The sequence below is a fragment of the Streptomyces sp. NPDC001604 genome, from assembly GCF_042893475.1.
Taxonomy (GTDB): Bacteria; Actinomycetota; Actinomycetes; order Streptomycetales; family Streptomycetaceae; genus Streptomyces.
The window spans coordinates 108,755-134,276 of record NZ_JBIAUY010000013.1 but is presented as its reverse complement, the minus strand read 5'-3'; the positions used below and the strand labels follow the sequence as shown (position 1 = coordinate 134,276).

Genomic DNA, 25,522 nt, shown 5'->3' with positions numbered 1-25,522 from the left:
TCCTGTGACGGTGGGCGGGTCCGACACTGCGTATCGGGAAACATGAGGAGGACGGTCCATGCCGCTGCAGACGACCAGGTCCTCGGTGACGGGGGAGACGTGGACGCCTGGTCGATAACCGCCTCGATCCTGCGGGCCATCGGCCGGTCGCTGGCCGCCGCCGGTGCCATCTGGGTCCCCGTCCCCGTCCCGGACGAATCGGCCCGCCAGTGGATCCTGCTCACCCCCCCGCCGGGGCACCCCGAGCGGCTTCGCCCCGATGTCCCGCTCAGTGCGGTCGAACGGCACCTGGCACGCTCGCTGTCGCACCCGGAGGACCTCGCATGACCATCGCTACCGAGGCTGTGGTACCCGACCGTCTGACCGAACTCGCCGAGATCAAGGCGCTGGCGGTCGACGGCCCCGACGACCAGGCCACCGCCCGCCAGCACGCCAAGGGCAAACTGACCGCCCGGGAACGCATCGACCTGCTGCTCGACGCGGGCTCCTTCCAGGAGATCGAAGCCCTGCGCCGGCACCGTGCGACCGGCTTCGGGCTGGAGGACAAACGGCCCTACACCGACGGTGTCGTCACCGGCTGGGGCACCGTCGAGGGCCGTACCGTCTTCGTCTACGCGCACGACTTCCGCCTCTTCGGCGGCGCGCTCGGCGAGGCCCACGCGGCGAAGATCCACAAGGTGATGGACCTGGCGCTGGCCGCCGGCGCCCCGCTGGTCTCGCTCAACGACGGCGCCGGCGCCCGCATCCAGGAGGGTGTCACCGCGCTCGCCGGCTACGGCGGCATCTTCCAGCGCAACACGAAGGCCTCCGGGGTCATCCCGCAGATCAGCGTCATGCTGGGCCCGTGCGCCGGGGGAGCGGCGTACTCGCCGGCCCTGACGGACTTCGTGTTCATGGTGCGCGGGACCTCACAGATGTTCATCACCGGGCCGGACGTCGTCAAGGCCGTCACCGGCGAGGAGATCACCCACAACGGGCTCGGCGGGGCCGACGTGCACGCGACCGTGTCCGGGGTGGCGGCCTTCGCCTATGACGACGAGGCCGCCTGCCTGGAGGACGTGCGGTTCCTGCTGTCGCTGCTGCCGTCCAACAACCGTGAGACGGCGCCGCGCCGGCCCTCCGGCGACCCGGCGGGCCGGCTCACCGAGGCGCTGCGGGAGATCGTCCCGGCCGGCCCCCACCAGGCCTACGACATCCGCGCGGTCATCGAGGAGGTCGTCGACGACGGGGAGTACTTCGAGATCCAGCCGCACTGGGCGGCCAACGTGGTGTGCGCGCTGGTCCGCCTCGACGGGCACGTCACGGGCATCGTCGCCAACCAGCCGGCCGCCTTCGCCGGTGTCCTGGACATCCCCGCCAGCGAGAAGGCGGCGCGGTTCGTGCAGTTCTGCGACGCCTTCTCCATCCCGCTGGTGACGCTGGTCGACGTACCGGGCTTCTTGCCGGGCGTGGACCAGGAGCACGGCGGCATCATCCGGCACGGCGCCAAGCTGCTGTACGCCTACTGCAACGCGAGCGTGCCGCGGGTGCAGCTGATCCTGCGCAAGGCCTACGGCGGCGCGTACATCGTCATGGACTCGCGTTCCATCGGCGCGGACGTCTCCCTGGCGTGGCCCACCAACGAGATCGCCGTCATGGGCGCCGAGGGCGCCGCCAATGTCATCTTCCGCCGGGAGATCGCCGCCGCCGACGACCCCGACGCCGTCCGCGCGCAGAAGATCAAGGAGTACCGGTCGGAGCTGATGCACCCCTACTACGCCGCCGAACGCGGCCTGGTGGACGACGTCATCGACCCCGCCGACACCCGCTCGGCGCTGATCGGCGCGCTGGCGATGCTGCGCTCGAAGTACGCCGACCTGCCGTCGCGCAAGCACGGCAACCCGCCGGTGTGAGGGGCGAGGTGGACACCATGACCTGCTGGCGGATCACCGGCGGCACCCCCACGGCGCAGGAGACGGCCGCCCTCACCGCGGTGCTCACCGCGGTGCTGGCCCGGCACACCGCCGCGCGCGAGGAAGCGCAGGCAGCCGAGGGGGCGGCGGCCGCCTGCTGGCACCGCCCGCACCGCAACCCGCACCCGCCCGCGGGGGCGTGGCGGACCGGTTGAGCTGCCCGCGCGGGCGGCTGCAGAGCCGTTCAAGCACCGCTCCAGGCGGGGGCGGCACCGTAGCGGCGAACATCCCCATACTCCACGAACCCTGTCAGGAGAGATGCGCCATGACCGACGCACGGCTGGTCGGAACCTGGACGACGGAGCTGGAGGACGACGGCAAGTCCGTGTTCGGACTGGCGTCCTTCACCGGTGACGGAGGCGTCACCTGCTACCAGGTGAACGCCAAGAACATCGGCCTGGGCAACTGGGAGTCCACCGGCAAGGACTCCTTCCACTACAACTTCCACATCCTCGCCGTCAGCCCCGAGGGCCAGCACGTGGGCGAGGCGCACGTCCTGGTCGAGGGCGAGTTCGTCTCCGACGACCGCTGGGAGGGCACCGGCGGCGCCAACTTCTACTCGCCCACCGGTGAACTGCTGCGCGGCCACGAGGGCTCCAAGGTCGTCGCCCGCAAGTTCGGCATCGACAAGTAGCCCGCCCGCAACGCCGGCCCCGCCGCCGTCGTCACCCCGGCCGGCACGCCACGCAGGAAGGACCCGCCATGCTGCGCGATCGCCTCGAAGGTGAGCTCGTTCTCCCGTCGGATCCGGGGTACGCACTCGCCACGCGGCTGCAGAACACCGAGTACGACACCGTCACCCCCGCCGCCGTCGCCTACTGCCACTCGGCGAAGGACGTGCTGGCCTGCGTCCGCCACGCCCGGGACACCGGGGTCCGCGTCCATGTGCGCAGTGGCGGCCACAGCTTCAACGGCTGGTCCACCGGCGAGGGCCTGGTGGTCGACCTGTCGCGGATGAACCAGGTCGCCGCCACTGCCGGCACCGTGCGCATCGGTGCCGGCATCCAGTCCCTGGACGCCCTGGACCGGCTCAGGCCGCTGGGCCGCCAGATCATCACCGGCACCTTCCCCACGGTCGCGCAGGGCGGCTTTTTGACCGGCGGCGGACTGGGCTGGCAGACCCGCGCCTTCGGGGTGGCAAGCGACCGGATCGTCTCCGCCGGCGTGGTGCTGGCCGACGGCCGCCTGGTGCGCGCCTCGGCCGAGGAGCACCCGGACCTGTACTGGGCCCTGCGCGGGGGAGGCGGCGGCACCTTCGGCATCGTCACCGACTTCGAACTGCTGCCCATCGACGCGCCCCGGCTGACCTCGTTCGAGACGCTGTGGGCCTACGAGGACGCCGCCGAGGTGCTGGCGGCCTGGCAGGCCTGGGCGGCGCAGGGCAGCGAGGACATCGGCACCTCCCTGGTCGTGCTGCCCGGCATGTTCGGCCCCGGCGGCCGGCCGGTGGTCAAGGCCTGGGGCGTGCACCTGGGCGCGCCCGGGGACCTCGAACGCGCCCTGGACGAGCTCACCGAGCGCACCGGCACCAAACCCGTGCACCGTGAGACGGGCGCCCCGGGCGCGTACGCCGACGTCATGCACGAGGCGCTGTGCGGTTCGAAGACCGTCCAGCAGTGCCACCGCACCGGCACCCACCCCGAGGCGGTCGGCCACCGCCACCCCTACACCCGGCAGGCCTACAAGCTCACCGGCCGGCCCGTCACCCGGGCCGAGGCGGCCACCCTCCTTGAGGCGTGGGACCCGGACCTGGACGGCGAGCGCTACCTGCTGTGCATCGCCCTGGGCGGGGCCGCCAACCGCGTCGGCCGCACCGAGACGGCCTACGTGCACCGCGACGCCCAGTTCCTGATGGGCTATCAGATCGCCACGCGGGACGCCGAGGAGGCCGCCCGCCACCCCGCCGAACTGCAGGAATGGGCCGACCGCTGCGACGGTGCGCTCGCCGGCCTGGCCACCGGCTCCTACATCAACTTCCCCGCCTCCCGCCCCGGCCCCGGCTGGGAGGCCGACCACTTCGGCGAGAACGCGCCCCGGCTGCGCGCGGTCAAGCACCACTACGACCCCGACGACTTCTTCCGGCACGCGCAGAGCATCCGCCCAAAGCCCGGCCGGACCACGGAGACAGGACGATGAAGACGGACCTCACGGACAAGGTGGTGCTGGTCACCGGCGCCTCCCGGGGCATCGGCCGGGCCACCGCCCTCGCCTACGCCGCCGAGGGCGCGCGGGTCGCGATCGCCTACCACTCGGACGAGGCGGGCGCGAAGGAGACGGCCGAGCAGGTGGCCGCCGCGGGCGGCAGCGCCCTCGTGGTCCGCCACGACCTCGCCGACCCGGACTCGGTCCACGCCGCGGCCGGCACCGTCGCCGCGCAGTGGGGCGGCATCGACGTGCTGGTCACCTGCGCCATGGAATGGGGCGACGCCATCCCGCGGCCCGGCCGGCAGATGCCCGCCTTCGAGGACGTCCCGCCCGAGCAGTGGCGGCGGGTGCTGCACACCTGCCTGGACGCCGTCTTCGACACCGTCCAGGCCGTGCTGCCCCGGATGCGGGACCGCGCGTGGGGCCGCATCGTCCTGCTCGGCGCGGGCCTGGCGGATGCCGGGATGGTCGGCGCGGGCGCCTACGGGGCCGCCAAGTCGGGCCTGCACGGCCTGGTGCGCAGCCTCGCCTGGGAGCTCGGGCCGGCCGGGATCCTGGTGAACCTGGTCGTCCCGGGCCAGACCCTGACCGAGAACGTGCTCACCCACGCCTCGCCCCAGTTCCTGCAGAACAAGGCCAAGTCCTTGCCCTCCGGGCGGATGAACACGCCGGACGACGTCGCGCGCACCATCGTCTTCCTCGGCTCCGCCGCCAACGGCAACGTCCACGGCCAGGCGCTGCGCGTCACCGGCGGCCTGTGACCGCCCTGCCCGCCCCGTATCCACCAGCGGACCCGTCGCCAGGCCGGCGGCCGCACACCCTGGAGAACCCATGCCCGACACACTCGACGCGCCGATCACGCTGGCGGACGGGAGCGACGACGCTCCCGCCTACCCGATCAAGCGCACCTGCCCCTACCACATGCCCCCCGGATACGAACAGCTGCGCGACAAGAGCCCGATCTGCCGCGTCACCCTGTGGAATGGACGGGTGGCCTGGCTGGTGACCGGCAACGAGGCCGGCCGCCGCCTCTTCCCGGACCAGCGGCTGTCCTCCGACGTCCTCGACCCCCACTTCCCGCTGCTCGCGCCGCGCATCGAGGCCCAGCGCCAGCAGGCCGCCGCACCGCCGCTGGTCGGCGTCGACGACCCGGTGCACGCCCGCCAGCGCCGCATGGTGCTGCCCAGCTTCGGCATCCGGCAGGTCAACGCGCTGCGCCCGGTGATCCAGCAGTACGCCGACGAACTGCTGGACACGATGCTGGCCAAGGGGCCGGGCACCACCGTCGACCTGCTCACCGCGTACGCGCTGCCCATGCCGTCCGCCGTCATCTGCACGCTGCTGGGCGTCCCCTACGAGGACCACCACTACTTCGACGAGCGCTCCCGGCACGTGCTGTCCTCCTCCGGCCCCAAGCAGGCGGCCCAGGCGCAGCAGGCGTTCACCGAGATCCTCGCCTACCTGGACGACCTGATCAGCCGCAAGCAGCAGGAGCCGGGCGACACCCTGCTGGACGAGCTGATCAGCCGTCAGCTTAAGGAGGGCAAGGTCGACCGGCACGAGCTGGCGATGCTCGCCACCGTCCTGCTGGTCTCCGGGCACGAGACCACCTCCAACATGATCGCGCTGTCCACGATGGCGCTGCTGGCCCACCCCGAGCAGCTGAAGGCGCTGCGCGCCGACGAGTCGCTGATGCCGCGCGCCGTGGACGAGCTCATGCGCTACACCTCCATCGGCGACATGCTGATGCGGGTGGCCAAGCAGGACATCGAGATCGAGGGCCACCTCATCCAGGCCGGCGACGGGGTGATCCTGTCGACGATGCTGATGAACCGGGACCCCGCCTCCTTCGAACGCCCCGACGAGCTGGACATCCACCGCCAGGCCGGCCGCCACGTCGGCTTCGGCTACGGCATCCACCAGTGCATCGGCCAGAACCTCGCCCGGGCCGAGATGGAGATCGCCCTGGCCACCCTGCTGCGCCGGGTCCCGACGCTGCGGCTGGCCGTGCCCGCCGACCAGATCGGCGTGAACGCGCCGTTCGTGCTGCAGGGCGTCACCGAACTGCCCGTCACCTGGTAGGCCGGCGTGCGCATCTCGATCGACAGCGACCGGTGCATCGGCTCCGCCCAGTGCGCGGTGACCGTCCCCGCCGTTTTCGAACAGGACGAGGACGGCCTGTCCACGGTGATCGCGGGCCGCGAGGACGGCGCCGGGCAGCCGCTGGTGCGCGAGGCCGCGCGGGCCTGTCCCGTCCAGGCCATCACCCTCACCGAGACGGACGGGGCCTGACCCCGCCCCGGCCAAGACCACCGGTGGCCGGGCAGGGCGGTGCGGCGCCCGTACCCGGCCACCGGCCGCCTTTCTTCCGGCCGCCTTTCTTCCGGCCGCCTTTCTTCCGGGCGCCGGTGCTCCGGTCGCCCCGCACCCGCACCCCCTGAAGCCCACGGAAGGACGTCATGGACATCCGCAGCCTCGACGGCGACGATCCGGCGGCGATCGCGCTGCTCCTGCCCGGGTTCCGCCAGACGATGAGCCTGGAACTGCCCGGCGACCCGCCCCTGTCGGCCGCCCTGCTGGCCCGGCTGCTGCAGCGCCGGCACGGCGCCGGCCGGATCGTCCTGGCCGCCTTCGACGAGGGCCGGCCGGCCGGGTGCGTCAAGCTGGGTCTGGACGAGGGCGAGCCCGAGGGCCCGGGCCACGGTTCCCTGTGGGTCTTCCCGTCCTTCCGGCGCCGCGGTGCCGGCACGGCCCTGGCCGAGGCCGCCCGTGCCGCGCTGCGCGGCCGCGGCCGCGGCCCGCTCCTCATCGACGCCCCGCACACCCCGGCCGCCGAGGCGTTCGCCGCCTCCTGCGGGGCGCAGCGGCGCGGCACCAGCCTGCGCAACCGTCTCGTGCTGCTTCCTGAGGCCCGGGCCGGCCTGACCGGCCTCGCCGGCCGGGCGGTCGCCGGTCACCGCCTGGTGCACTGGCAGGGCTCCTGCCCGCAGGAACTGGTCGACTCCTACGCCCGCGCCTGGCAGAGCCTGGACGCACCCGTCAACGGCCGGGCGCAGGTGCGCCGGGTGACCGCCGAGGACGTGCGCTCCCGCGAGGCGGAGGCCGCCCGCTCCGGTCACCGGCAGTACGTGAGCGCCGTCCTCGCCGAGGACACCGGCGAGGTCTGCGGGTACGCCACGCTCCTGGTGCGGGACAGCCCGATGGCCGACACCGGGGAGACGCTCGTCCTGGCCGGCCGGCGCCGCCGCGGGCTGGGCACCTGGCTCAAGGCCGACGTGCTGTCCCGGGCCGCCCGCGACAACGGGCACCTGGCGCTGGTGCAGGCCTTCAACGACGTCGCCAACACCCCGATCGTCGCCCTCAACCGCCGCCTCGGCTTTTGCGCGGACAGTTCCTGGTCGACGTACTGCCTGCCCTGCTGACAGCGCGAGTCCGCCTCGAGCGGGGATCCAGTGGCCGCTGCCACGATCCGGCACAGACCGGCATCCGCGAGAGGGGTTCCCTGTGAGTACCAGCAGCACACGTGTACTGATCGCCGGCGGGAGTCTCGTCGGCCTGTCGACGGCGCTGTTCCTCGCCCATCACAACGTGCCCTGCATCATGGTCGAACGCCACCCCAGCACCTCCGTCCACCCGCGCGCCGTCGGCTACTACCCGCGCACCGCCGAGCTGCTGCGCACGGTCGGCGTGGAGGAGGCTGCCAAGAGCGCCGCGGCCGGTTTCGAGAAGCACACCACGCGCGCCGGCGTCGTCTCGCTGGCCGGTGAGGTGCTCTTCAGCAAGGAGGAACTGGAGGGCGGCGACGACCTCGCGGACCTGACCCCCTCCAAGCTGCTGCTGCTGCCGCAGGACCGGCTGGAGCCCCTGCTGCGGGCGCGGGCCGAAAAGCTGGGCGCCGACCTGAGGTTCGGCACCGAGCTGGTCTCCTTCACGCAGGACGACGACGGCGTCCATGCCGTCCTGCGGGAGGCGGACGGCACCGAGCACACCGTGCGCGCCGCCTACCTGGTGGCCGCGGACGGCCCGCGCAGCACGGTGCGCGAGGCGCTCGGCATCCGGCGCCAGGGCCGCGGGGTGCTCTCCCGGCACGTCAGCATCGCCTTCGGCGCGGACCTCTCATCGGTCCTGGGCGAGCGCCGCTACAGCGTCGTCCACGTCAAGAACGACACGGTCACCGGCATCCTGGTGCACGACGACACCCTCACCGAGGGCACCCTGATCGTCGGCTACGACCCGCAGCGCGGCGAGAGCCTTGAGGACTTCACCGACGCCCGGTGCGCCGAACTCGTCCGCGCGGCCATCGGCTCGGACACGGTCGAGGTCACCGTGCGCTCCCGGTTCCCGTGGGACATGGCCGAGCTGGTGGCCGAGCGCTTCGCCGAGGGCCGGGTGCTGCTCGCCGGCGACGCCGCCCACCAGATCCCGCCCACGGGCGGGTACGGCGCCAACACCGGCATCGCCGACGCCTTCAACCTGGCCTGGAAACTGGCCCTGGTGCTCGACGGCACCGCAGGCGCGGGCCTGATCGACACCTACGAGCAGGAGCGCCGCCCCATCGGGCTCTACACCGCCAGGCAGGGGTCGCTGCAACTGGCCCTGCGCTCGGGCACGGCCACCGAGGAACAGCTGGCCCAAACCGACGACGCGATGACCGTGACCATGGGCCAGGTCTGTCCGGCCGGCGCCTTCGTCGCCGAGGAGGAGGCCGGTGCGCCGGCGCTCACCAGGGATCCGCGCAGCCTGTCCGGCCGGCCCGGCACCCGCGCCCCGTACGTGGTGCTCGAGCAAGGCGGGGCGCCGCTGGCGACGCTGGACCTGTTCGGCTCCCGTTTCGTGCTGCTGGCCGGTGCGGACGGGCCCTCCTGGGCGGAGGCGGCGCGGACGGCCGGCGCGCGGCTGGACGTCGCGCTCGACGTGCACCTGATCACCGCGGACGGCGACGGGGGGCCGGCCGATCCCGGTGGCCGGTGGGCCGGCGCCTACGGCGTGCCGGTGGGCGGTGCCGTCCTGGTGCGCCCGGACGGGATCGTCGCCTGGCGCAGCCGGGGCGCCCTGCCCGCCGGCGAGCGGGCCGCGGCGCTGACGGCGGCGCTGCGCCACGTCCTGGCGCGCTGAGGATGCGGGGCGGGAGGTCAGTCGCCGGCCGGGGCGTGGCGCGCCTGGGCCACCGAGTCGACGTACTTGATGAGCAGGCGGGCGAACTGCAGGCGTTCGGCCTCGGGCCAGGTGCGGGTGATGAACTCGAAGGCCGCCCGCTGGTGACGGCGGAAGGCGGCCAGCATGGCCATCCCCTCCTCGGTCATCTGAAGGATCGTGCGGCGTCCGTCCTGCTGCGAGGCGGCGCGGACCAGATACCCGGCGGAGATGCAGTCGGTGACCATGCGGCTGGCGACCGAGGGGTCCACGGCGAGCCGTTCGGCGACGACTCCGACGGTGATCTCCTGGCCGTCCTCCTCCGGGCCCTCCTCGACGATGTTGAGGACCAGGGTCCGGGTCATGTCCTTGCGCGAGACCGGCGTCTCGGCGTTCAGCGCCGAGGCGCGGCGCAGCCGTGAGAAGGCCGGACCCACCGCGTCGAGGGGGTCGGCCGCGGCGAGCGGCCCCTTGCTCGACGGGACGCTCGTCTGCCTGGTCGAAGTCTCCATGTCCCCATCCTAGGCCGGTGATTACACGCAGGCGAGCATGTGTATGCTAGCAAGTCCTTGCATGATTTCATGCATATAGTCTCTCGTCAATGTTCCCCAACGTTCCCCCCTTGAAAGGACTTCCATGCCGGACAACCAGGACTTCGACTTCGACGTCCTCATCGTCGGCGGAGGCCCGGTGGGCATGCTGCTCGCCTCCGAACTCCGCATCTCCCGCGCCAAGCCGGTGGTGCTGGAGCGGCTGCCCGAGCGCACCCCCCACTCCAAGGCCTTCGGCCTGCACGCCCGTTCGATGGAGTCGCTGGACCGCCGCGGCCTGCTGGAGCGCTTTTGCGACGGCGCCCCCTCCTGGAGCAACGGCCACTTCGCCGGCCTCGACGTCTGGGTCGACTTCTCCCTGCTGGACAGCGCGCAGAACTACGCCCTGCTGTCCGAGCAGACCCGCACCGAGCGCCTCCTGGAGGAGCGCGCGCAGGAATTCGGCGTCGAGATCCGCCGCGGCCACGAGGTGACCGCGGTGCGCCAGGACGCCGACGGCGTCGAGGCCGACGTCACCGGCCCCGGCGGGTCCTACACCCTGCGCGGCCGCTACCTGGTGGGCGCCGACGGCGGCCGCAGCCTGGTCCGCAAGGCCGCGGACATCGCCTTCCCCGGCACCGGCGGCAAGGTCACCGCACGCCTTGCCGACGTCGTCCTCGCCGACGGCGAGAAGGCCCCGATGGGCATGGAGCGCACCGAGCGCGGACTGCTCTTCTGCGTGCCGCTGGACGACACCTACCACCGCGTCGCCACCTTCGACTTCCACCAGGCCCGGCAGACGCAGGGCGAGCTGACGCTGGAGGAGTTCACCGACAGCCTGCGCGAGATCTGGGGCGAGGACCTCGGCGCGAGCCGGCCGCGGTGGCTGTCGTGGTTCACCGACTCCGCCTGCCAGGCCGAGCACTACCGCGCCGGGCGCCTCTTCCTGGCGGGCGACGCCGCCCACACCCACTTCCCGGTCGGCGGCCAGGGCGTCAACCTCGGCCTGCAGGACGCGCTCAACCTCGGCTGGAAGCTCGCCGCCGACATCAACGGCTGGGCTCCCCAGGGGCTGCTGGACACCTACGACCGCGAGCGCCAGGGCCCGGCCCGCCAGGTGCTGGCCAACACCCGCGCGCAGATCGCCCTGATGAACCCCGACCCGTACGTCACGCCGCTGCGCGAGCTCTTCGAGGACCTGATGCGCAAGGAGGAGGTCAACCGGCACATCGCCGAGATGCTCAGCGGCGTCGGCGTCCGCTACGACCTGCCGGGCCCCGGGCACCGTCTGCTCGGCGACTTCGCGCGCGACCTGACCGTCACCACCGCCGAGGGCGCCGTGACCCTCCCCAGGCTGCTGCGCCGCGGCACCTTCGCACTGCTGGACCTGTCCGGCCGTCCGGAGATCTCCGAGGTGTACCAGGAGTGGGCCGGGCCGATCGCCTGGCCCGGCCGGGTGCAGCACGTCGTGGGCGTGTGCGAGCAGGAGCCGGAGCTCGCCGGTCTGCTCGTGCGCCCCGACGGCTACGTCGCCTGGGCCGCCGACCGGGGCACCTCGCCCGCCGAGACCGCCGAGGGACTGCGGGCGGCCCTGGCCGCCTGGGCGGGGACCGGGGACCCCGCCCGCCCGGTCTTCAAGTAACGGCATGGCAAAGAACCCCCGCACCACCCCATACGATGTGGACTAGCAATCAAATGCATGACAACATGCATACGTAATCCGGTTTGCCGGACGGAGCCACGGCGGCGCACGCGCGACGCGGCTCGACGGATCACCCCCCATTGGAGACAAGCAATGCGAATCGTCCGCCACTACGAGCACGGTGCGCCGTCCGTCCTGCGCCTCGAGGAGGCCGACACGCCCCAGCCCGGCCCGGGCCAGGTCCTGATCCGCGCCGAGGCCATCGGCGTCACCTTCGCCGAGGTCCAGCGCCGCCAGGGCATCCCGATCGGCGGCCACGCCGAACTGCCCGGCGCGCCCGGCGGCGACGTCGCCGGCACCGTCGAGGCCGTCGGCGAGGGCGTCACCGGCTTCGCCGTCGGCGACCGCGTGGTCGGCGACGTCGACCACAGCGCCTACGCCGACCACGTCGTCACCGGCGCCGACTTCCTCATCAAGATCCCGCAGGACATGGACGCCGCCGAGGCGACCCTGCTGCCCAGCCCCGCCCAGACCGCCTACCACGCGATCCGCGAGGCCGGCCGCCTGCAGCCCGGCCAGACGATCGTGATCGACGCGGCCTCCGGCGGCGTCGGCCACCTCGCCGTCCAGATCGCCAAGGCCCTGGGCGCCGGCAAGGTCATCGCCACCGCCGGCTCCAAGGCCAAGCTGGACTTCGTGCGCGAGCTCGGCGCCGACGTCGCCATCGACTACACCGACGAGGACTGGACGGACCAGGTCCTCGCCGCCACCGACGGCCGCGGCGCCGACGTGGTCCTGGAGACCGTGGGCGGCGACGTCCTGCTGAAGTCCCTGGGCATCACCGCCCAGTTCGGCACGCTCGTCTTCTACGGCTCCGCCTCCGGCGACATCCCGCCGATCCCCACCCTGGCCCTGTCCCGCATGAAGAACGTCGCCGGCTTCAGCCTCTACGCGATGCTCTACAACAAGCAGGACGCCGTGGCCGCCGGCCGGCGCCATCTGCTCGACCTCATCTCCTCGGGCCAGGTCAGGCCCGTGGTCCACAAGAGGCTGCCGCTGGAGGAGGCCGTCACGGCCCACGAGCTGATGGAGGCCCGCGCCCAGCTCGGCAAGGTCGTGCTGGTCCCGTAACACCTCCGCACCTCCGCACCTCTGCACCTCTGCACCTCTGCAGCGCCGCGGCCGGCCCGGACCCCCCGCCGGGCCGGCCGCACCCCGACCCACTGCACACGACCCTGAAGTGACCTCCCCTTTAAGCCCTTCACGCCCCTGAAGGGCCCGCGAAAAGATCGCCGCCGCCTCGAGCGGTCGGTGCGAGGGGGACCGCACACACCGACTCGAAAGGCGGCTCACCATGTCCGCTCCCACCGCGCAGGCTGCGGGAGGGCTTCACCCTTCCGGCACCCGCACCACCCCGACCATGGTCGGGTGCATGCTCGCCGCGTTCCTCGGCATCCTCGACACCCAGATCGTCGCCACCGCCCTGCCCCGCATCGTGGGCGACCTCCACGGCATCGACCTCTTCGCATGGGTCACGATCGCCTACGTCATCGCCAGCAGCGTGACCACACCCATCTACGGCAAGCTCGGCGACCTCTTCGGCCGCAAGGCCACCTTCCTGTCCGCCATGACCCTGTTCATGGTGGGCTCCGCGCTCTCGGGCGCCTCCGGTTCCATGGAAGCGCTCATCACCTTCCGCGTCGTGCAGGGCATGGGCGCAGGCGGCATCTTCGTCTCCGTCCTGTCCATCATCGGCGAGCTGTTCACGCCCCGTGAGGGCGCCCGCTTCTACGGCATGTTCGGCATGATCTTCGCCGGCGCCTCGCTGGCCGGCCCCGCCATCGGCGGCCTGCTCACCGACGTGCTCAGCTGGCACTGGGTCTTCCTGGTCAACCTGCCCCTGGGCGCCGTCGTCTTCTTCCTGCTCACCAAGTACCTGCACCTGCCCCGCCAGGTCCGCGCCTCCCGCCTGGACTACGCCGGCATCGTCACCCTCTCCGGCGCCATCATCAGCTTCACGCTGCTCACCTCGTGGGCCGGCGTCCAGTACGCCTGGACCTCCGCACGCATCATCGGCCTCGCTGTGACCGCGGTGCTGTGCCTGGCCCTGTTCATCGCGGCCGAGTCCCGCGCCGCCGAACCGATCGTGCCGCTGCGCCTGTTCAAGGACTCGACGTTCACCCTGTCGCTGCTCGGCACCGTCATCTGCGGCGTCGTCTTCGTCGGCTCCGTCAACTTCCTCGCCCTGTACGTCCAGGTCGTCACCGGCGCCAGCCCCACCACCTCGGGCTTCGTGCTGCTGCCGATGATGCTCGGCCTGGTGCTCTCCTCCGTCGGCTCCAGCAAGCTCATCCGCAAGAGCGGCAAGTACAAGATCTTCCCCGTCCTGAGCATGGCCCTCGGCATCGTCGGCGCGCTGCTGCTGTCCACCATGGACGCCTCCACCCCGCGGATCGTGTCCGTGCTGTTCATGGTGGTCTTCGGCTTCGCCTCCGGCCTGTCCGCCCAGGTGTTCACCCAGGCCGCGCAGAACACCGCGCCGCCCAAGGACCTCGGCGCGGTCTCCGGTGTCGCGACCTTCGGCCGCTCCTTCGGGACCTCGATCGGCATCTCGCTGTTCGCCTCGATCTTCTACGGACGCCTCACCGACGAGATCACCGCACGCGTCCCGGCCGGTGCCCTGCGCGGCGTCGACCACGAAGCGCTCTCGTCCCAGTCCGTCCTCGACTCGCTGGCCGCCCCCGTGCGCCACTCCGTCGAACAGGCCTACGCCGCGGCCCTCACCCCGGTGTTCGTCACCGCGGTGCCCATCCTCGTGGCCGGCCTGCTGATCACCCTGTGCATGAAGAACCTCACGCTGCGCTCGCAGCACCACGGCGGGCGCACGTCCGCCCCCGCCACGGACGCGGCGCCCACCGGGGCCACTCCCGAAGCGGCCTGATCCACGCGAATCCCCCGCGCGTGATCCACGGCCGGGGCCGTCCTCCCGCCACGGTGCGGGAGGGCGGCCCTTCCCCATGCCCGAGCCCCGCGCCCCGCCGCGCCGCGCGCCCCGCCGCGCCCCGCCGCCCCGCCGCGCCCCGCCGCGCCGCGCGGTCCGGGGCGGCCACCGGGGCCCCTTGCCGTGCTGCAGGCCGCTTCGAGCCGGACTCCACGCGCACCCGCCATCCTCGGGCCAGGACCGCAGCGGTCCCCACGGTTGACCAGGAGGCTCGCGTGACACTGACCGATGACCGTACGACAGCCGCGGCGGTGGACCCCGGTCCGCTGATCAAGCTGACCATCGCGGACTGCGCGGCCAAGGTGCTGCACAGCGCGGTGACGCTCGGCGTGTTCGGTGCCCTCGCCCAGGGGCCGGCCGGCCAGGAGCAGATCGCCGCCGCCACCGGTCTGCACCCGCGCATGGCCGCCGACTTCCTCGACGCGCTGGCCGGCCTCGGCCTGCTGGAGCGCACCGGCGACCACTACGCCAACGCGCCGCTGGCCGAGGCCTATCTCGTGCCCGGCACCTCCACCTACCTCGGCGGTTTCGTGGAGCTCACCAACGAGACGCTGTACGGGACGTGGGGGCGGCTCACCGAGGCCCTGACCACGGGTGCGCCGCAGCACCTGGACCCCGACAAGGGCGGGTTCGTGGGGGACCAGCACAAGGACCCGGAGAAGATGAAGCGCTTCTTCGCCGGCCTGGACGCCTACAGCGACCGGATGGGCGCCGAACTCGCCGCCCGCATCGACTGGTCGCGCCACTCCTCCTTCGTCGACCTCGGCGGCGCCCGCGGCAACCTCGCCTCCGTCCTGGTCCGCGAGCACCCCCACCTGCAGGCGGGCGTGTTCGACCTGGAGCGCACCCGGCCGCTGTTCACCGAGCACGTCGGCCGCCTCGGACACACCGGCCGCATCGAGTTCACCGGCGGCGACTTCTTCACCGACGACATCCCCCGAGCCGACGTCATCGTGCTCGGGCACATCCTGCACGGCTTCGACACCGACCGGCGCCGGCAGCTGCTGCGCCGGGTGCACGCGGCCGTCAACCCCGGCGGGCAGATCCTGGTCTACGACCGGATGATCGACGACGAGCGCCGCAGCGCCGAGCGCCTGCTCTCCAGCCTGCACATGCGCCTGGTCAGCCCCGACGGCTCCGAGTACCGCACCGGCGACCTGAACGACTGGCTGGCCGAGGCCGGCTTCACCGCCCCCGCCGCACAGCCGCTGCTCGGCACGCACACGCTGGTGACCGCGACCCGATGACCGCCCTGGACGGCACGGCCGCCCAACGATCCAAGGAATCAACATGAGCCAGGAGAAGGTGCCCGTTCTCATCGTCGGCGGTGGCCTCGCCGGACTGTCCGCCGCGGTCTTCCTCGCCCACCACGGGGTCAAGGCCACCCTGGTCGAGCGCCACCCCTCTACGTCCGTCCACCCCAAGGCCCGTGCCATCAACCCGCGCACCATGGAGCTGTACCGCGCGGTGGGCATGGAGGAGCGGGTGCGGGCCGGGCGCTCGCCGATCTCCGGCAACACCGACCTGGTGCACGTGGAGACCCTCGCCGGCAACGAGCGGGTCCGCATGCCCAACGCCTCGATCGAGGACATCAGCCGGATCAGCCCCACCCAGTGGACCCTGATCGACCAGAACCAGCTGGAGCCGATCCTGCGCGCGCGGGCCGAGGAGGTGGGCGTCGACCTGCGCTTCCACACCCGCCTGGACGCGGTCGCGGAGGACGGCGACGGGGTGAGTGCCACGCTCACCGACCTCGCCACCGGCGAGAGCAGCCATCTGCGCGCCTCCTACGTGGTGGCGGCGGACGGCAGCCGCAGCCCGCTGCGCGAACTGCTCGGCATCGGCGCCCACGGCCGCGGCACGCTCACCAACCTGGTCAGCTTCTTCTTCGACGCCGACCTCACCGACGCCCTGCGCGGCCGCAAAATCATCGCGGCCTACGTCAACAACCCGCAGGTGCGCGGCACGATCATCCCCCTCGACAACGACCGCAAGTGGGTCATCAACGTCTCCTTCTTCCCGGAGAAGGGCCAAAGCGCCGACGACTTCACCCCCGAGCGCTGCACCGAACTGGTCCGGGCCGCCGTCGGCGTCGCCGATCTGCCGCTGACCATCGAGTCGGTCGACATGCCCGCCTGGGACATCTCGGCGCGGGTCGCCGACACCTTCGCCCGCGGCCGCTTCCTCATCGCCGGCGACGCCGCCCACGTGATGCCGCCCACCGGTGCCTTCGGCGCCAGCACCGGCATCCAGGACGCCTACAACCTGGCCTGGAAGCTGGCCCTGGTGCTGGACGGCAAGGCCGGCGAGCAGCTGCTGGCCAGCTACGACCTGGAGCGCCGTCCGGTCGCCGAGGAGACGGTGCGCCAGGCCATGCTGCGGTTCGCCGTCCGCGAGGGCAAGGCGTTCGACGAGGTGGCCAAGGACCTGGTCGACGAGACCACGATGACCTTCGGATACGCCTACCCCGAGGGCGCGTTCGCCGGTGAGGACCCGCAGGGGTGGACCATCACCGAAAACCCCGACAAGCCCAGCGGCCGGCCCGGCACCCGTGCCCCGCACGTGGTCGTCGAGGGCGAGCACGGCCCGTTCTCCACCACCGATCTCTTCCCGGTCGGCTTCACCCTGCTGACCGCGGGCCCCGCCGGGCCGTGGGCGGCGGCCACCGGGGCCGCCCGCGACCTCGGCCTGGTGCTGAGCGTCCGCGGCATCGGCGCCGGCGGCCACTACGCCGACGTCGAGCACACCTTCACCGAGCGCTACGGCATCAGCGAGGGCGGCGCCGTCCTGGTCCGCCCGGACGGCTTCGTCGCCTGGCGCTCGCCCGCCCACCCCGCCGAGGACGTCACCCGGGCTGTGACCGAGGTGCTGCGCGGCATCCTCTGCCTGCACTGACCGGCACCCCCACATGACTGGGCGCGCCTCCCGGACCCGGGAGGCGCGCCCAGTCACGTGCGGGGCGGCCGGCCGCTCAGACCGGGCGCGACAGCAACCGGTGCACGACCGCGGACAGTTCGACCGCCGGGTCCGCGGGCTGCCCGGCCGAACGCCAGGCCAGGAAGCCGTCGGGGCGGATGAGCGCGGCACCGGAGGCGGTGATGCCGTACTTCTTCAGGAACTCCTCGACCACCTCCGCCGGTTCCTCCGCGCCCACCCGGTGGAAGGCGAGGCCGATGCCGGTCAGCCGGGACACCCCGCCCGCCGCCCGTTCCCACAACCCGGCCTCCGGACCGGCCAGCAGCAGCCAGCCACCCGTCAGCAGGTCATGCAGCGGGCTGTCCGTGCCGCCGGAACGCAGCACGACGTGCGGTGCACGGGTGCCCGGCCGGCCCGACGGCTGGGTGGGGTCCTCCACCGGGGCGCCGTCGTCCGCGCCGGGCTCGACGAGCACCGCGCCCGACCGGTAGACGTGCCCGAACAGCACGGTCGTCTCCGGCCGGTGCCGGGCCGCGGCCTCCTCGGCCAGACCACTGCGCTGCAGATAGCGGATCACGCCCTGCTCGACCGTGAACTCGGCGACCGGGATCCGCTCCTGCTCGTAGCTGTCCAGCAGCTGCTCGCCGGCCTGCCCGCGCAGCACCAGCGCCAGCTTCCACGCCAGGTTGTGCGCGTCCTGCAGCCCCATGTTGCCGCCGAACCCGCCGGTGGGCGGCATGATGTGCGCGGCATCCCCGGCCAGCAGGACGCGGCCTGAGCGGAACCGGCCCGCGATGCGCGCGGCGATCTCCCAGCTGGTGCTGGTCTCCACCGCGACGTCGAGGTCCGGCACGCCGACCGCGGCCCGCACCATCTCGATGCAGTCCTCCTCGGAGTACTCGGCGTGCGTCTCCTCGGGCGGCAGGCTCGGCGCCAGCACCCAGCGGTCCGCGTCGTCGAGCCGGCCGAGCACGCCCTTGACCCTGTCGTTGCTGACGAAGCAGAGGAAGAAGCGCCGGCCGGCGACGTACTCGTCCAGCGCGGCATGGAAGATGATGTTCATCTGCCGGCCGAACACGCCCTGCCCGTGGGTGCCGATGCCCAGCCCGTCCCGGATCGGGCTGCGCACGCCGTCCGCGGCGACCAGGTAGGCGGCGCGGACCGTGCTCTCGCTGCCGTGCCGCACATCGCGCAGCACGGCGGTGACCCCGTCGGCGTCCTGCTCGTAGCTCACCAGCTCGGTGCCGAAGCGGATGTCCGCGCCCAGTTCCTCGGCCTTCGCCCGCAGCACCGGCTCGAAACGGTCCTGCCCGATCAGCGTCCAGCCGGTCGTGCTCACTTCGTTCGGGTCGTGGCGGAACGGGCCGTCGAACCGGCCCAGTTCAGCCCCGGTCAGTGACGCCACCTGCAGGATGTCGCCGTACTGCGCATGCGGGTTCTCCTGCGCACGCACCGCCTGCTCCAGGCCGAGCGCCCGCATCAGCTCCATCGTGCGGGGGCTGGCCGCCTGCGCGCGCGGATGCGCCGAGATGTGGGGGTGCCGCTCGACCAGGATGGGCCGGATGCCCTGCTGGGCGAGGAACAGGGCCTGGGCCAGGCCCACCATGCTGCCGCCCACGATCAGTACGTCGGTTCGCTCAGCCACCGGATGTGCTCCTTGTCTCGATGCCGTCGTGCCCGGGGGAGGGACCCGATTCCGGACAGTCCCGGCCAGCCAACAGCGCCCCCCTCGAGGCCCGCTCGGACGGCGCCCGCGCCCGCGCCCCGGCCGCCGGCACCGCCGGTGGCGGGGCGGGGGGCGTCCAGATGGGTTCGAGCCGGGTACGAGGAGCCGCTGCGATCGTCGAACCGCTCGTGACGTTGGCAATTCCGGACGAAAGGGCCGCAGGCCGTGGTGGAGACACTGAGTGTGCTGGTGCTGTTGGGCACCGGCCTGGTGGCGGGGGTGCTGTTCGCCGTGGCGATCAGTGTCATGCCCGCCCTGATCGCGATGACCCCCGACCGCTACGTGGACACCCACAAGCTGCTCGGCAAGCGCTACGACCGGATCATGCCGTTCATCGTGAGCGGTTCGGTGATCGTGGACGCCGCCTTCGCGGTGCGCGCGCACGAGGCCGGGCCGCGTGCGCTGTTCATCGCCGGGGCGCTCGCCATGGCCGGTGTCGCGGTCGTCTCCCAGATGCGCAACGTGCCCATCAACAACCGGGTCAAGAAGACCCGGCCGCAGGATCTGGGCCCCACCTGGGCGGACCCGCGCCGCCAGTGGCGCGACTGGCATCTGGTGCGCACCTGCTGCGCGATCGCCGGCTGCGCCCTGACCGCCGCCGCGGTGGTCCTCTCGTGACGGCGCCCGGAAGGCCGGCCCTCGCCGTCCCGCGCATCAGCCGTGCGCCGCGCGACGACAAGGAGCAGGCAGCCGCCAACGCCCGCATCACCGCCCTGCTGTCCAGGCCCGACCCCGGCCCGGTCGCCACGCATCTGGCGCTGGTCCACTTCACCGGGCGGCGCAGCGGCCGGCCCTACACCGTGCCGGCGGGCGTGCACCGTCTGGACGGCGCCCTGTACCTGGCCACCTCCAGCCCGTGGCGGCACAACTTCACCCCCGCCGCCGACGGAGAGCTCACCTGGCAGGGCCGGCGTACCCCGGCCCGCTTCCGTCTGGTCACCGACCCCGGCCTGACCGCCCGCGGCTACCTGGAGCTGTGGCAGCGCTACGACCGTGAAAGCGGCCCGCGCCGCCTGGGCATCACCGTGGCCGACGGGCCGGAGCCCACCCTGGACGACTTCCGGGCCGCCGTCGCCGGTATCCCGCTCACCCTTGTCGCCGTCACCCTCAAGACCGCCGACACCGCCGACACCGCTGAACTCGCCGTGAATGAGAGGACCTCCCGATGAGCGCAATCGCCGGCTGGGTCGACTTCCAGCGGGACCTGTCCCCGCAGACCCGCGTCGTGGAGGCGATGGCAGCCACCCTCGCGCACCGCGGACCCGACGGCCAGGGGGTGTGGGCCGAGGGCCACGCCGCGCTCGCCCACCGCCGCCTGGCCCTGCTGGACGTGACCGCAACCGGCCGCCAGCCCGTCGTGCACCGCACCGAGGGCGGCACGCCCGTCGCGGTGCTCACCCTGGACGGCGCGCTCACCAACCACGACGCCCTGCGTGCCGAACTGGCCGCGAAGGGCCACCGGTTCACCGGCCGCGGCGATGCCGAGACCGCCCTGCACGCTTACCTGCAGTGGGGTGCCGGCTTCCTCACCCGCCTGGAGGGGCTGTTCGCCCTCGCCGTGTGGGACGTGCGCCGCCAGGAGCTGCTGCTGGCCCGCGACCGCCTCGGCGTCAAGCCCCTGTGCTACTACCCGACGCCCACCGGCGTGCTGTTCGGCTCCGAACCCAAGGCGCTGCTCGCCCACCCCGACGTCGCCCCGGTCGTCGACGCCGACGGCCTGCGCGAACTGTTCGCGCACAGCCGCAAGCCCGGCACCGGCGTCTTCCGCGGCATGCGGGAGGTGATACCCGGCCATGTGCTGCTCGTGCGCCCCTCGGGCAGCAGCGAGCAGCGCTACTGGTCGCTGCCGGCCCGCCGGCACACCGACAGCCTTAAGGACACCATCGCCACCGTCCGCCACCTGCTCGCCTCCGCGGTCGCGGGCCATCTGCGCGCGGATGTGCCGGTGGGCGCCATGCTCTCCGGCGGCATCGACTCCAGCGCCCTGACCGCCCTGGCCCACCAGGCCCTCACCGCCACCGGTGCCGGCCCGCTGCGCAGCTTCTCGGTGAACTTCACCGGCTACACCGAGAACTTCCAGCCGCACCCCACGATGCGCTCCACCCCGGACGCCCCCTACGCGGCCCTCGCCGCCGAGCACATCGGCTCGCAGCACACCGAGATCCTCCTGGACACCGCGGCGCTCACCGACCCGGCCGTGCACGCCATGTCCCTGCGCAGCCAGGACGCCCCCTCCCCGCTGGGGGACATGGACGTCTCCCTCATCCAGTTCTTCGCCCGGCTGCGTGAGGCCGGCTTCGCCGCCGTCCTGTCCGGCGAGACCGCCGATGAGGTCTTCAACGGCTACTTCTGGGCCTACGACCCCCAGCACAGCAACTCCCAGACGTTCCCCTGGGTGTCCTTCGAACGCGGCCACGACGCCGCCGCGGGCGGCCTGGGCACCTCCATGATCGACCGCCGGCTGCGCACGGACCTCGACTTCCTCGGCTACGCCGACCAGCACTACCGCGACGCCCTGACCGAAGTGGCGCACCTGGACGGCGACACCCCGGCCGAACGCCGGGCCCGCGAGGTCACCTACCTCGCCCTCACCCGCTGGGCCCCCACGCACCTGGACCGCGCCGACCGCATGAGCATGGCCCACGGTGTGCAGCTGCGGCCCCCGTTCTGCGACCGGGCCCTGGTGGAGTACGTCTACAACGTGCCGGCCGCCTTCAAGCGGGTGGACGGCGTGGAGAAGAGCCTGCTGCGCTCCGCGGTCGCCGACCTGCTGCCCGAGCCGGTGCTGCGCCGCAAGAAGAGCGCCTACCCGACCACCCAGGAAGCGGCCTACGGCGACTTCGTGCGCCGCCGGTTCATCGACGTGGCCACCGACCGCGGCGCGGCCGTCGCCGGCCTGCTGGACGCCGGCGCCACCGCGGCGGCCGCCGACGCCGACAAGGCCCCCGAGGGCGCCTTCGCCTGGGTCGAGCGGGCCAGCATGGAGATGGTGCTGCAGCTGGAGACCTGGCTGACCGACTACCGCATCGACCTGAAGCTGTGACCTTCCCGGCCGCCGGTCCAGACCGTTTCAAGACAGCTTCGAGAGCCGCCCACGAGGGTGGAGCAACGACCCAAGGAAGCCAGGAGGGCAACGTGCACCGCACACTGATCGTGGCGCGGATGAACCTCGCCGACGCCGAGGGCGTCGCCAAGGTCTTCGCCGACTCGGACTCAACCGACCTGCCGCACATGGTGGGTGTCTCCCGGCGGACCCTGTTCGCCTTCCACGACCTGTACTTCCACCTCGTGGAGGCCGACCACGACATCGGCCCCAACCTGTACAAGGCGCGCAGCCACCCGCTGTACGACGACATCAACACCCGCCTGCAGGAGTTCATCTCCCCCTACGACCCGAACTGGCGTGAGCCGCGCGACGCGATGGCCGTGCCGTTCTACACCTGGACCCCCACCGACGGTCCCGTCACCACCCAGCCGTCCGGCCCCACCCTGGGCGGCACCCGATGACCCAAGCCGCCCCCACCACCAAGGTGAACCTCAAGGAGGTCGCCGCCAACCGCAAGCGCGGCGGCGACATCCGCATCACCCTCAGCCCCCGCACCGTCGGCTGCACCTCCGGCTTCGGCGGAACCCTGCGGCTTGGCCCCGGCGAGTTCGTCACCGAGCATCTGCACCCCTACTCCGAGGAGTTCCTGCACGTCGTTGCGGGCGAGCTGAGCATCACGCTGGACGGCGAGCCGGTCGCCCTGGGCCCCGGCGACTCCCTGCTCGTGCCCATCGGGGTGCGCCACCGGCTGGTCAACACCGGCCGCGAGACGGCGCAGGTGGTCTTCCACCTCTCCCCGCTGGCGCCGCGCCCGGAGCTCGGCCACGTCGACACCGAGACGCCGCTCGTCGAGGGCGGCACCAACCCGGACGTCGGAGGCCCGCGATGAGCCGCCGCGCCGTCATCACCGGCATCGGCGCCGTCGCCCCCGGCGGCGTCGGCCGCGACGCGTACTGGGACCTGCTGGCCGGCGGGCGCACCGCCACCCGCGACATCACCCTGTTCGACGCGGCCAAGTTCCGCTCCCGCATCGCCGCCGAGTGCGACTTCGACCCGGTGGCCGCCGGCCTGAGCGCCCAGGAGATCCGCCGCATGGACCGCGCCGCCCAGTTCGCGGTCGTCGCCGCCCGCGAGGCCATCGAGGACAGCGGCATCGACACCACGGCCGGCGACCCGCACCGCACCGGCGTCAGCATCGGCAGCGCCGTTGGCTGCACCACCGGCCTGGAGGACGAGTACGTCGTCCTGTCCGACAGCGGCAGGAACTGGCTGGTCGACCACTCCTACGGCGTGCCCCACCTGTACGGCTACATGGTGCCCAGCACGCTGGCCGCCGAAGTCGCCTGGCAGGCAGACGCGCAGGGGCCCGTCGCCCTGATCTCCACCGGCTGCACCTCCGGCCTGGACGCCGTCGCGCACGGCGTGCAGCTCATCGAGGAGGGCGCCTGCGACCTCGTCCTCGCCGGCGCCACCGATGCCCCCCTGTCACCGATCACCGCGGCCTGCTTCGACGCCATCAAGGCCACCACACCCAACAACGACGCCGACGCCGCCGGTGCCTCGCGGCCCTTCGACGGCCGCCGCGACGGCTTCGTCCTCGGCGAGGGCGCCGCCGTCATGGTGATCGAGAACGCAGCAGCCGCCCGCCGCCGCGGCGCCCGCATCTACGCCGAGGTGGCCGGCTTCGCCAGCCGCTCCAACGCCTACCACATGACCGGACTCAAGGCCGACGGCCGCGAGATGGCCGAGGCCATCACCGTCGCCCTCGACCGGGCCCGCCTGGATGCCACGGACATCGGCTACATCAACGCGCACGGCTCGGGCACCAAGCAGAACGACCGCCACGAGACGGCCGCGTTCAAGCGCAGCCTGGGACAGCACGCCTACGACATCCCGGTCAGCTCCATCAAGTCGATGATCGGGCACTCCCTGGGCGCCATCGGCTCCCTGGAGGTCGCCGCCTGCGCGCTGGCCCTGCGCCACCAGGTGGTGCCCCCCACCGCCAACCTGTCGGTGCCCGACCCCAAGTGCGACCTCGACTACGTACCGGTCACCGCCCGCGAGCACCGCATGGACCACGTGCTCAGCGTCGGCAGCGGATTCGGCGGCTTCCAGAGCGCCATGATCCTCAGCCGCCCCGGGGCCGGCAGCGGAAGGGAAGCAGCATGAGCGCGCTCGGCATACCCCAGGGGCGGCGCCGCCCCGCGGTCGTCACCGGCCTCGGCGTCATCGCCCCCACCGGAATCGGCGCACGCCGGCACTGGGAGGCCGTCCTGGCCGGCAAGAGCGGCCTGGCCCGCATCACCCGCTTCGACCCGACCACCTACCCGGTCAAGGTGGCCGGCGAGGTGCCCGGCTTCCAGGCGGACCAGCAGATCCCCGGCATCCTCGTCTCCCGCACCGACCGCTTCACCCACTTCGCCCTGGCCGCGGCCGAGACGGCCCTGGCCGACGCGCAGGCCGATCCCGCCACGCTGCCCGAGTACGAGATGGCGGTGGTCACCGCCAGCTCCTCCGGCGGCACCGAGTTCGGCCAGCGCGAGATGGAACAGCTCTACCAGCGCGGACCGGCCTGGGTGGGCGCCTTCCAGTCCATCGCCTGGTTCTACGCCGCCACCACCGGCCAGGTGTCCATCCGGCACGGCATGCGCGGCCCCTGCGGCGTCATCTGCGCCGAACAGGCCGGCGCCCTGGACGCTCTCGGCCAGTCCCGCAGGCTGCTGGACACCGGCTCCCGGCTGGTGCTCTCCGGCGGCACCGACGCCTCCCTGTGCCCCTACGGGCTGACCGCCCAGCTGTCCACCGGCCACCTGTCCACCGAGGACGACCCGACCCGCGCCTACCTGCCCTTCGACGAGGCGGCCCGCGGCTACGTCCCCGGCGAGGGCGGAGCCATCCTGGTCGTCGAGACCGAGGACGGCGCCCGCGAACGCGGAGTGGGCCACTACGGCCGCATCCTCGGCCACGCCGCCGGCTTCGACCCGCCGCCCGGCTCGGGGCGAGCGCCCGTCCTCGCCTCGGTGATCCGCCGCGCCCTCGCCGACGCAGGGCTGCGCGCCGACGCCGTCGACGTGGTCTTCGCCGACGCCGCCGCCCTGCCCGACGCCGACCGCGCCGAAGCCGCCGCCGTCAACGAGGTGTTCGGAGCCGGCCGGGTGCCGGTGACCGCCCCCAAGACCCTCACCGGCCGGCTGTACGCGGGCGGCGCCGCACTCGACGTCGCCACCGCCCTGCTCAGCCTGGCCGCCGACGTCATCCCGCACACCGCAGGCCCCCTCGACGCGAGCCACCTCGGCATCGACCTGGTCGTCGAACGGCCCCGGCACACCCCGCTGCGCACCGCCGTGGTGCTCGCCCGCGGACACGGCGGCTTCACCTCCGCGCTCGTGCTCGGCGCCGGCAACCGCACCGACCACCTCACGTAACCCCGA

The 25,522-nt window shown here is 72.8% G+C and carries 24 protein-coding genes; 22 read left to right on the top strand and 2 right to left on the bottom strand.

Annotated elements, in window-relative coordinates; genetic code table 11:
* Positions 1-42: 42 nt before the first annotated feature.
* The 10 genes from ACFY1E_RS30570 (at position 43) to ACFY1E_RS30525 (ending at position 9,212) form a co-directional block, all read left to right on the top strand.
* Positions 43-327: a DUF6059 family protein gene (locus ACFY1E_RS30570; RefSeq protein ID WP_389081361.1), complete on the top strand. Its 285-nt coding sequence runs from the start codon at positions 43-45 to the stop codon at positions 325-327.
* Positions 324-1,892 carry an acyl-CoA carboxylase subunit beta gene (locus ACFY1E_RS30565; protein WP_389081359.1) on the top strand — a complete coding sequence of 523 codons (1,569 nt, stop codon included), beginning with the start codon at positions 324-326 and terminating at the stop codon, positions 1,890-1,892. Before ACFY1E_RS30570 ends, ACFY1E_RS30565 begins: the two co-directional genes overlap by 4 nt.
* Before the next feature lie 17 nt (positions 1,893-1,909).
* On the top strand, positions 1,910-2,107 hold the full coding sequence (locus tag ACFY1E_RS30560) for an acyl-CoA carboxylase epsilon subunit (protein ID WP_389081357.1): 198 nt from the start codon (positions 1,910-1,912) through the stop codon (positions 2,105-2,107).
* A gap of 110 nt (positions 2,108-2,217) precedes the next feature.
* Complete coding sequence (locus ACFY1E_RS30555; protein ID WP_232655997.1) at positions 2,218-2,586, top strand: hypothetical protein; 369 nt, start codon at positions 2,218-2,220, stop codon at positions 2,584-2,586.
* A gap of 68 nt (positions 2,587-2,654) precedes the next feature.
* A complete protein-coding gene (locus ACFY1E_RS30550; protein ID WP_389081355.1) occupies positions 2,655-4,088 on the top strand; it encodes an FAD-binding oxidoreductase in 1,434 nt (477 codons plus the stop codon).
* Complete coding sequence (locus ACFY1E_RS30545; protein WP_389081352.1) at positions 4,085-4,858, top strand: SDR family NAD(P)-dependent oxidoreductase; 774 nt, start codon at positions 4,085-4,087, stop codon at positions 4,856-4,858. The genes ACFY1E_RS30550 and ACFY1E_RS30545 overlap by 4 nt, the downstream gene beginning before the upstream one ends.
* Before the next feature lie 70 nt (positions 4,859-4,928).
* On the top strand, positions 4,929-6,179 hold the full coding sequence (locus tag ACFY1E_RS30540; RefSeq protein WP_389081350.1) for a cytochrome P450: 1,251 nt from the start codon (positions 4,929-4,931) through the stop codon (positions 6,177-6,179).
* Positions 6,180-6,185: 6 nt separating this feature from the next.
* The gene (locus ACFY1E_RS30535) at positions 6,186-6,389 is read left to right on the top strand and encodes a ferredoxin (RefSeq protein ID WP_389081347.1); all 204 of its coding nucleotides are present in this window, start codon (positions 6,186-6,188) and stop codon (positions 6,387-6,389) included.
* A gap of 167 nt (positions 6,390-6,556) precedes the next feature.
* Positions 6,557-7,519 carry a GNAT family N-acetyltransferase gene (locus tag ACFY1E_RS30530; protein WP_389081345.1) on the top strand — a complete coding sequence of 321 codons (963 nt, stop codon included), beginning with the start codon at positions 6,557-6,559 and terminating at the stop codon, positions 7,517-7,519.
* Positions 7,520-7,601: 82 nt separating this feature from the next.
* Positions 7,602-9,212, top strand: a complete 1,611-nt coding sequence (locus ACFY1E_RS30525) for an FAD-dependent oxidoreductase (protein ID WP_389081342.1) — start codon at positions 7,602-7,604, stop codon at positions 9,210-9,212.
* 17 nt (positions 9,213-9,229) lie between these two features.
* On the opposite strand, the gene ACFY1E_RS30520 is transcribed toward ACFY1E_RS30525, so the two are convergent.
* Entirely contained in the window at positions 9,230-9,742 is a 513-nt protein-coding gene (locus ACFY1E_RS30520; protein ID WP_389081340.1) for a MarR family winged helix-turn-helix transcriptional regulator, read from the bottom strand.
* Positions 9,743-9,866: 124 nt separating this feature from the next.
* On the opposite strand from ACFY1E_RS30520, the gene ACFY1E_RS30515 reads away from it, so the two are divergent.
* From ACFY1E_RS30515 to ACFY1E_RS30495, 5 genes are all read left to right on the top strand, one after another.
* Entirely contained in the window at positions 9,867-11,402 is a 1,536-nt protein-coding gene (locus tag ACFY1E_RS30515; RefSeq protein WP_389081337.1) for an FAD-dependent monooxygenase, read from the top strand.
* A gap of 153 nt (positions 11,403-11,555) precedes the next feature.
* The gene (locus ACFY1E_RS30510; protein ID WP_389081335.1) at positions 11,556-12,533 is read left to right on the top strand and encodes a zinc-binding alcohol dehydrogenase family protein; all 978 of its coding nucleotides are present in this window, start codon (positions 11,556-11,558) and stop codon (positions 12,531-12,533) included.
* Between the two features lie 223 nt (positions 12,534-12,756).
* Positions 12,757-14,343 (top strand): MDR family MFS transporter, encoded by a 1,587-nt coding sequence (locus tag ACFY1E_RS30505; protein WP_389081333.1) that lies wholly within the window; start codon positions 12,757-12,759, stop codon positions 14,341-14,343.
* Between the two features lie 275 nt (positions 14,344-14,618).
* Positions 14,619-15,650 (top strand): methyltransferase, encoded by a 1,032-nt coding sequence (locus ACFY1E_RS30500; protein WP_389081331.1) that lies wholly within the window; start codon positions 14,619-14,621, stop codon positions 15,648-15,650.
* Positions 15,651-15,693: 43 nt separating this feature from the next.
* The gene (locus ACFY1E_RS30495; RefSeq protein WP_389081329.1) at positions 15,694-17,298 is read left to right on the top strand and encodes an FAD-dependent monooxygenase; all 1,605 of its coding nucleotides are present in this window, start codon (positions 15,694-15,696) and stop codon (positions 17,296-17,298) included.
* Positions 17,299-17,374: 76 nt separating this feature from the next.
* On the opposite strand, the gene ACFY1E_RS30490 is transcribed toward ACFY1E_RS30495, so the two are convergent.
* Complete coding sequence (locus ACFY1E_RS30490; protein ID WP_389081327.1) at positions 17,375-18,964, bottom strand: FAD-dependent monooxygenase; 1,590 nt, start codon at positions 18,962-18,964, stop codon at positions 17,375-17,377.
* Between the two features lie 246 nt (positions 18,965-19,210).
* On the opposite strand from ACFY1E_RS30490, the gene ACFY1E_RS30485 reads away from it, so the two are divergent.
* From ACFY1E_RS30485 to ACFY1E_RS30455, 7 genes are all read left to right on the top strand, one after another.
* Positions 19,211-19,663 carry a DUF1772 domain-containing protein gene (locus tag ACFY1E_RS30485; RefSeq protein ID WP_389081325.1) on the top strand — a complete coding sequence of 151 codons (453 nt, stop codon included), beginning with the start codon at positions 19,211-19,213 and terminating at the stop codon, positions 19,661-19,663.
* Positions 19,660-20,214, top strand: coding sequence for a hypothetical protein (locus tag ACFY1E_RS30480; RefSeq protein ID WP_389081322.1), 555 nt, complete (start codon positions 19,660-19,662; stop codon positions 20,212-20,214). Before ACFY1E_RS30485 ends, ACFY1E_RS30480 begins: the two co-directional genes overlap by 4 nt.
* The gene (asnB, locus tag ACFY1E_RS30475) at positions 20,211-22,088 is read left to right on the top strand and encodes an asparagine synthase (glutamine-hydrolyzing) (protein WP_389081320.1); all 1,878 of its coding nucleotides are present in this window, start codon (positions 20,211-20,213) and stop codon (positions 22,086-22,088) included. The genes ACFY1E_RS30480 and asnB overlap by 4 nt, the downstream gene beginning before the upstream one ends.
* A 92-nt stretch (positions 22,089-22,180) precedes the next feature.
* Positions 22,181-22,552: a TcmI family type II polyketide cyclase gene (locus tag ACFY1E_RS30470; protein ID WP_389081317.1), complete on the top strand. Its 372-nt coding sequence runs from the start codon at positions 22,181-22,183 to the stop codon at positions 22,550-22,552.
* Positions 22,549-22,980 (top strand): cupin domain-containing protein, encoded by a 432-nt coding sequence (locus tag ACFY1E_RS30465; RefSeq protein WP_389081315.1) that lies wholly within the window; start codon positions 22,549-22,551, stop codon positions 22,978-22,980. The genes ACFY1E_RS30470 and ACFY1E_RS30465 overlap by 4 nt, the downstream gene beginning before the upstream one ends.
* Positions 22,977-24,260, top strand: coding sequence for a beta-ketoacyl-[acyl-carrier-protein] synthase family protein (locus tag ACFY1E_RS30460; protein WP_389081312.1), 1,284 nt, complete (start codon positions 22,977-22,979; stop codon positions 24,258-24,260). Before ACFY1E_RS30465 ends, ACFY1E_RS30460 begins: the two co-directional genes overlap by 4 nt.
* Positions 24,257-25,516, top strand: coding sequence for a ketosynthase chain-length factor (locus ACFY1E_RS30455; protein ID WP_389081310.1), 1,260 nt, complete (start codon positions 24,257-24,259; stop codon positions 25,514-25,516). The genes ACFY1E_RS30460 and ACFY1E_RS30455 overlap by 4 nt, the downstream gene beginning before the upstream one ends.
* The last annotated feature ends 6 nt before the right edge of the window (positions 25,517-25,522 follow it).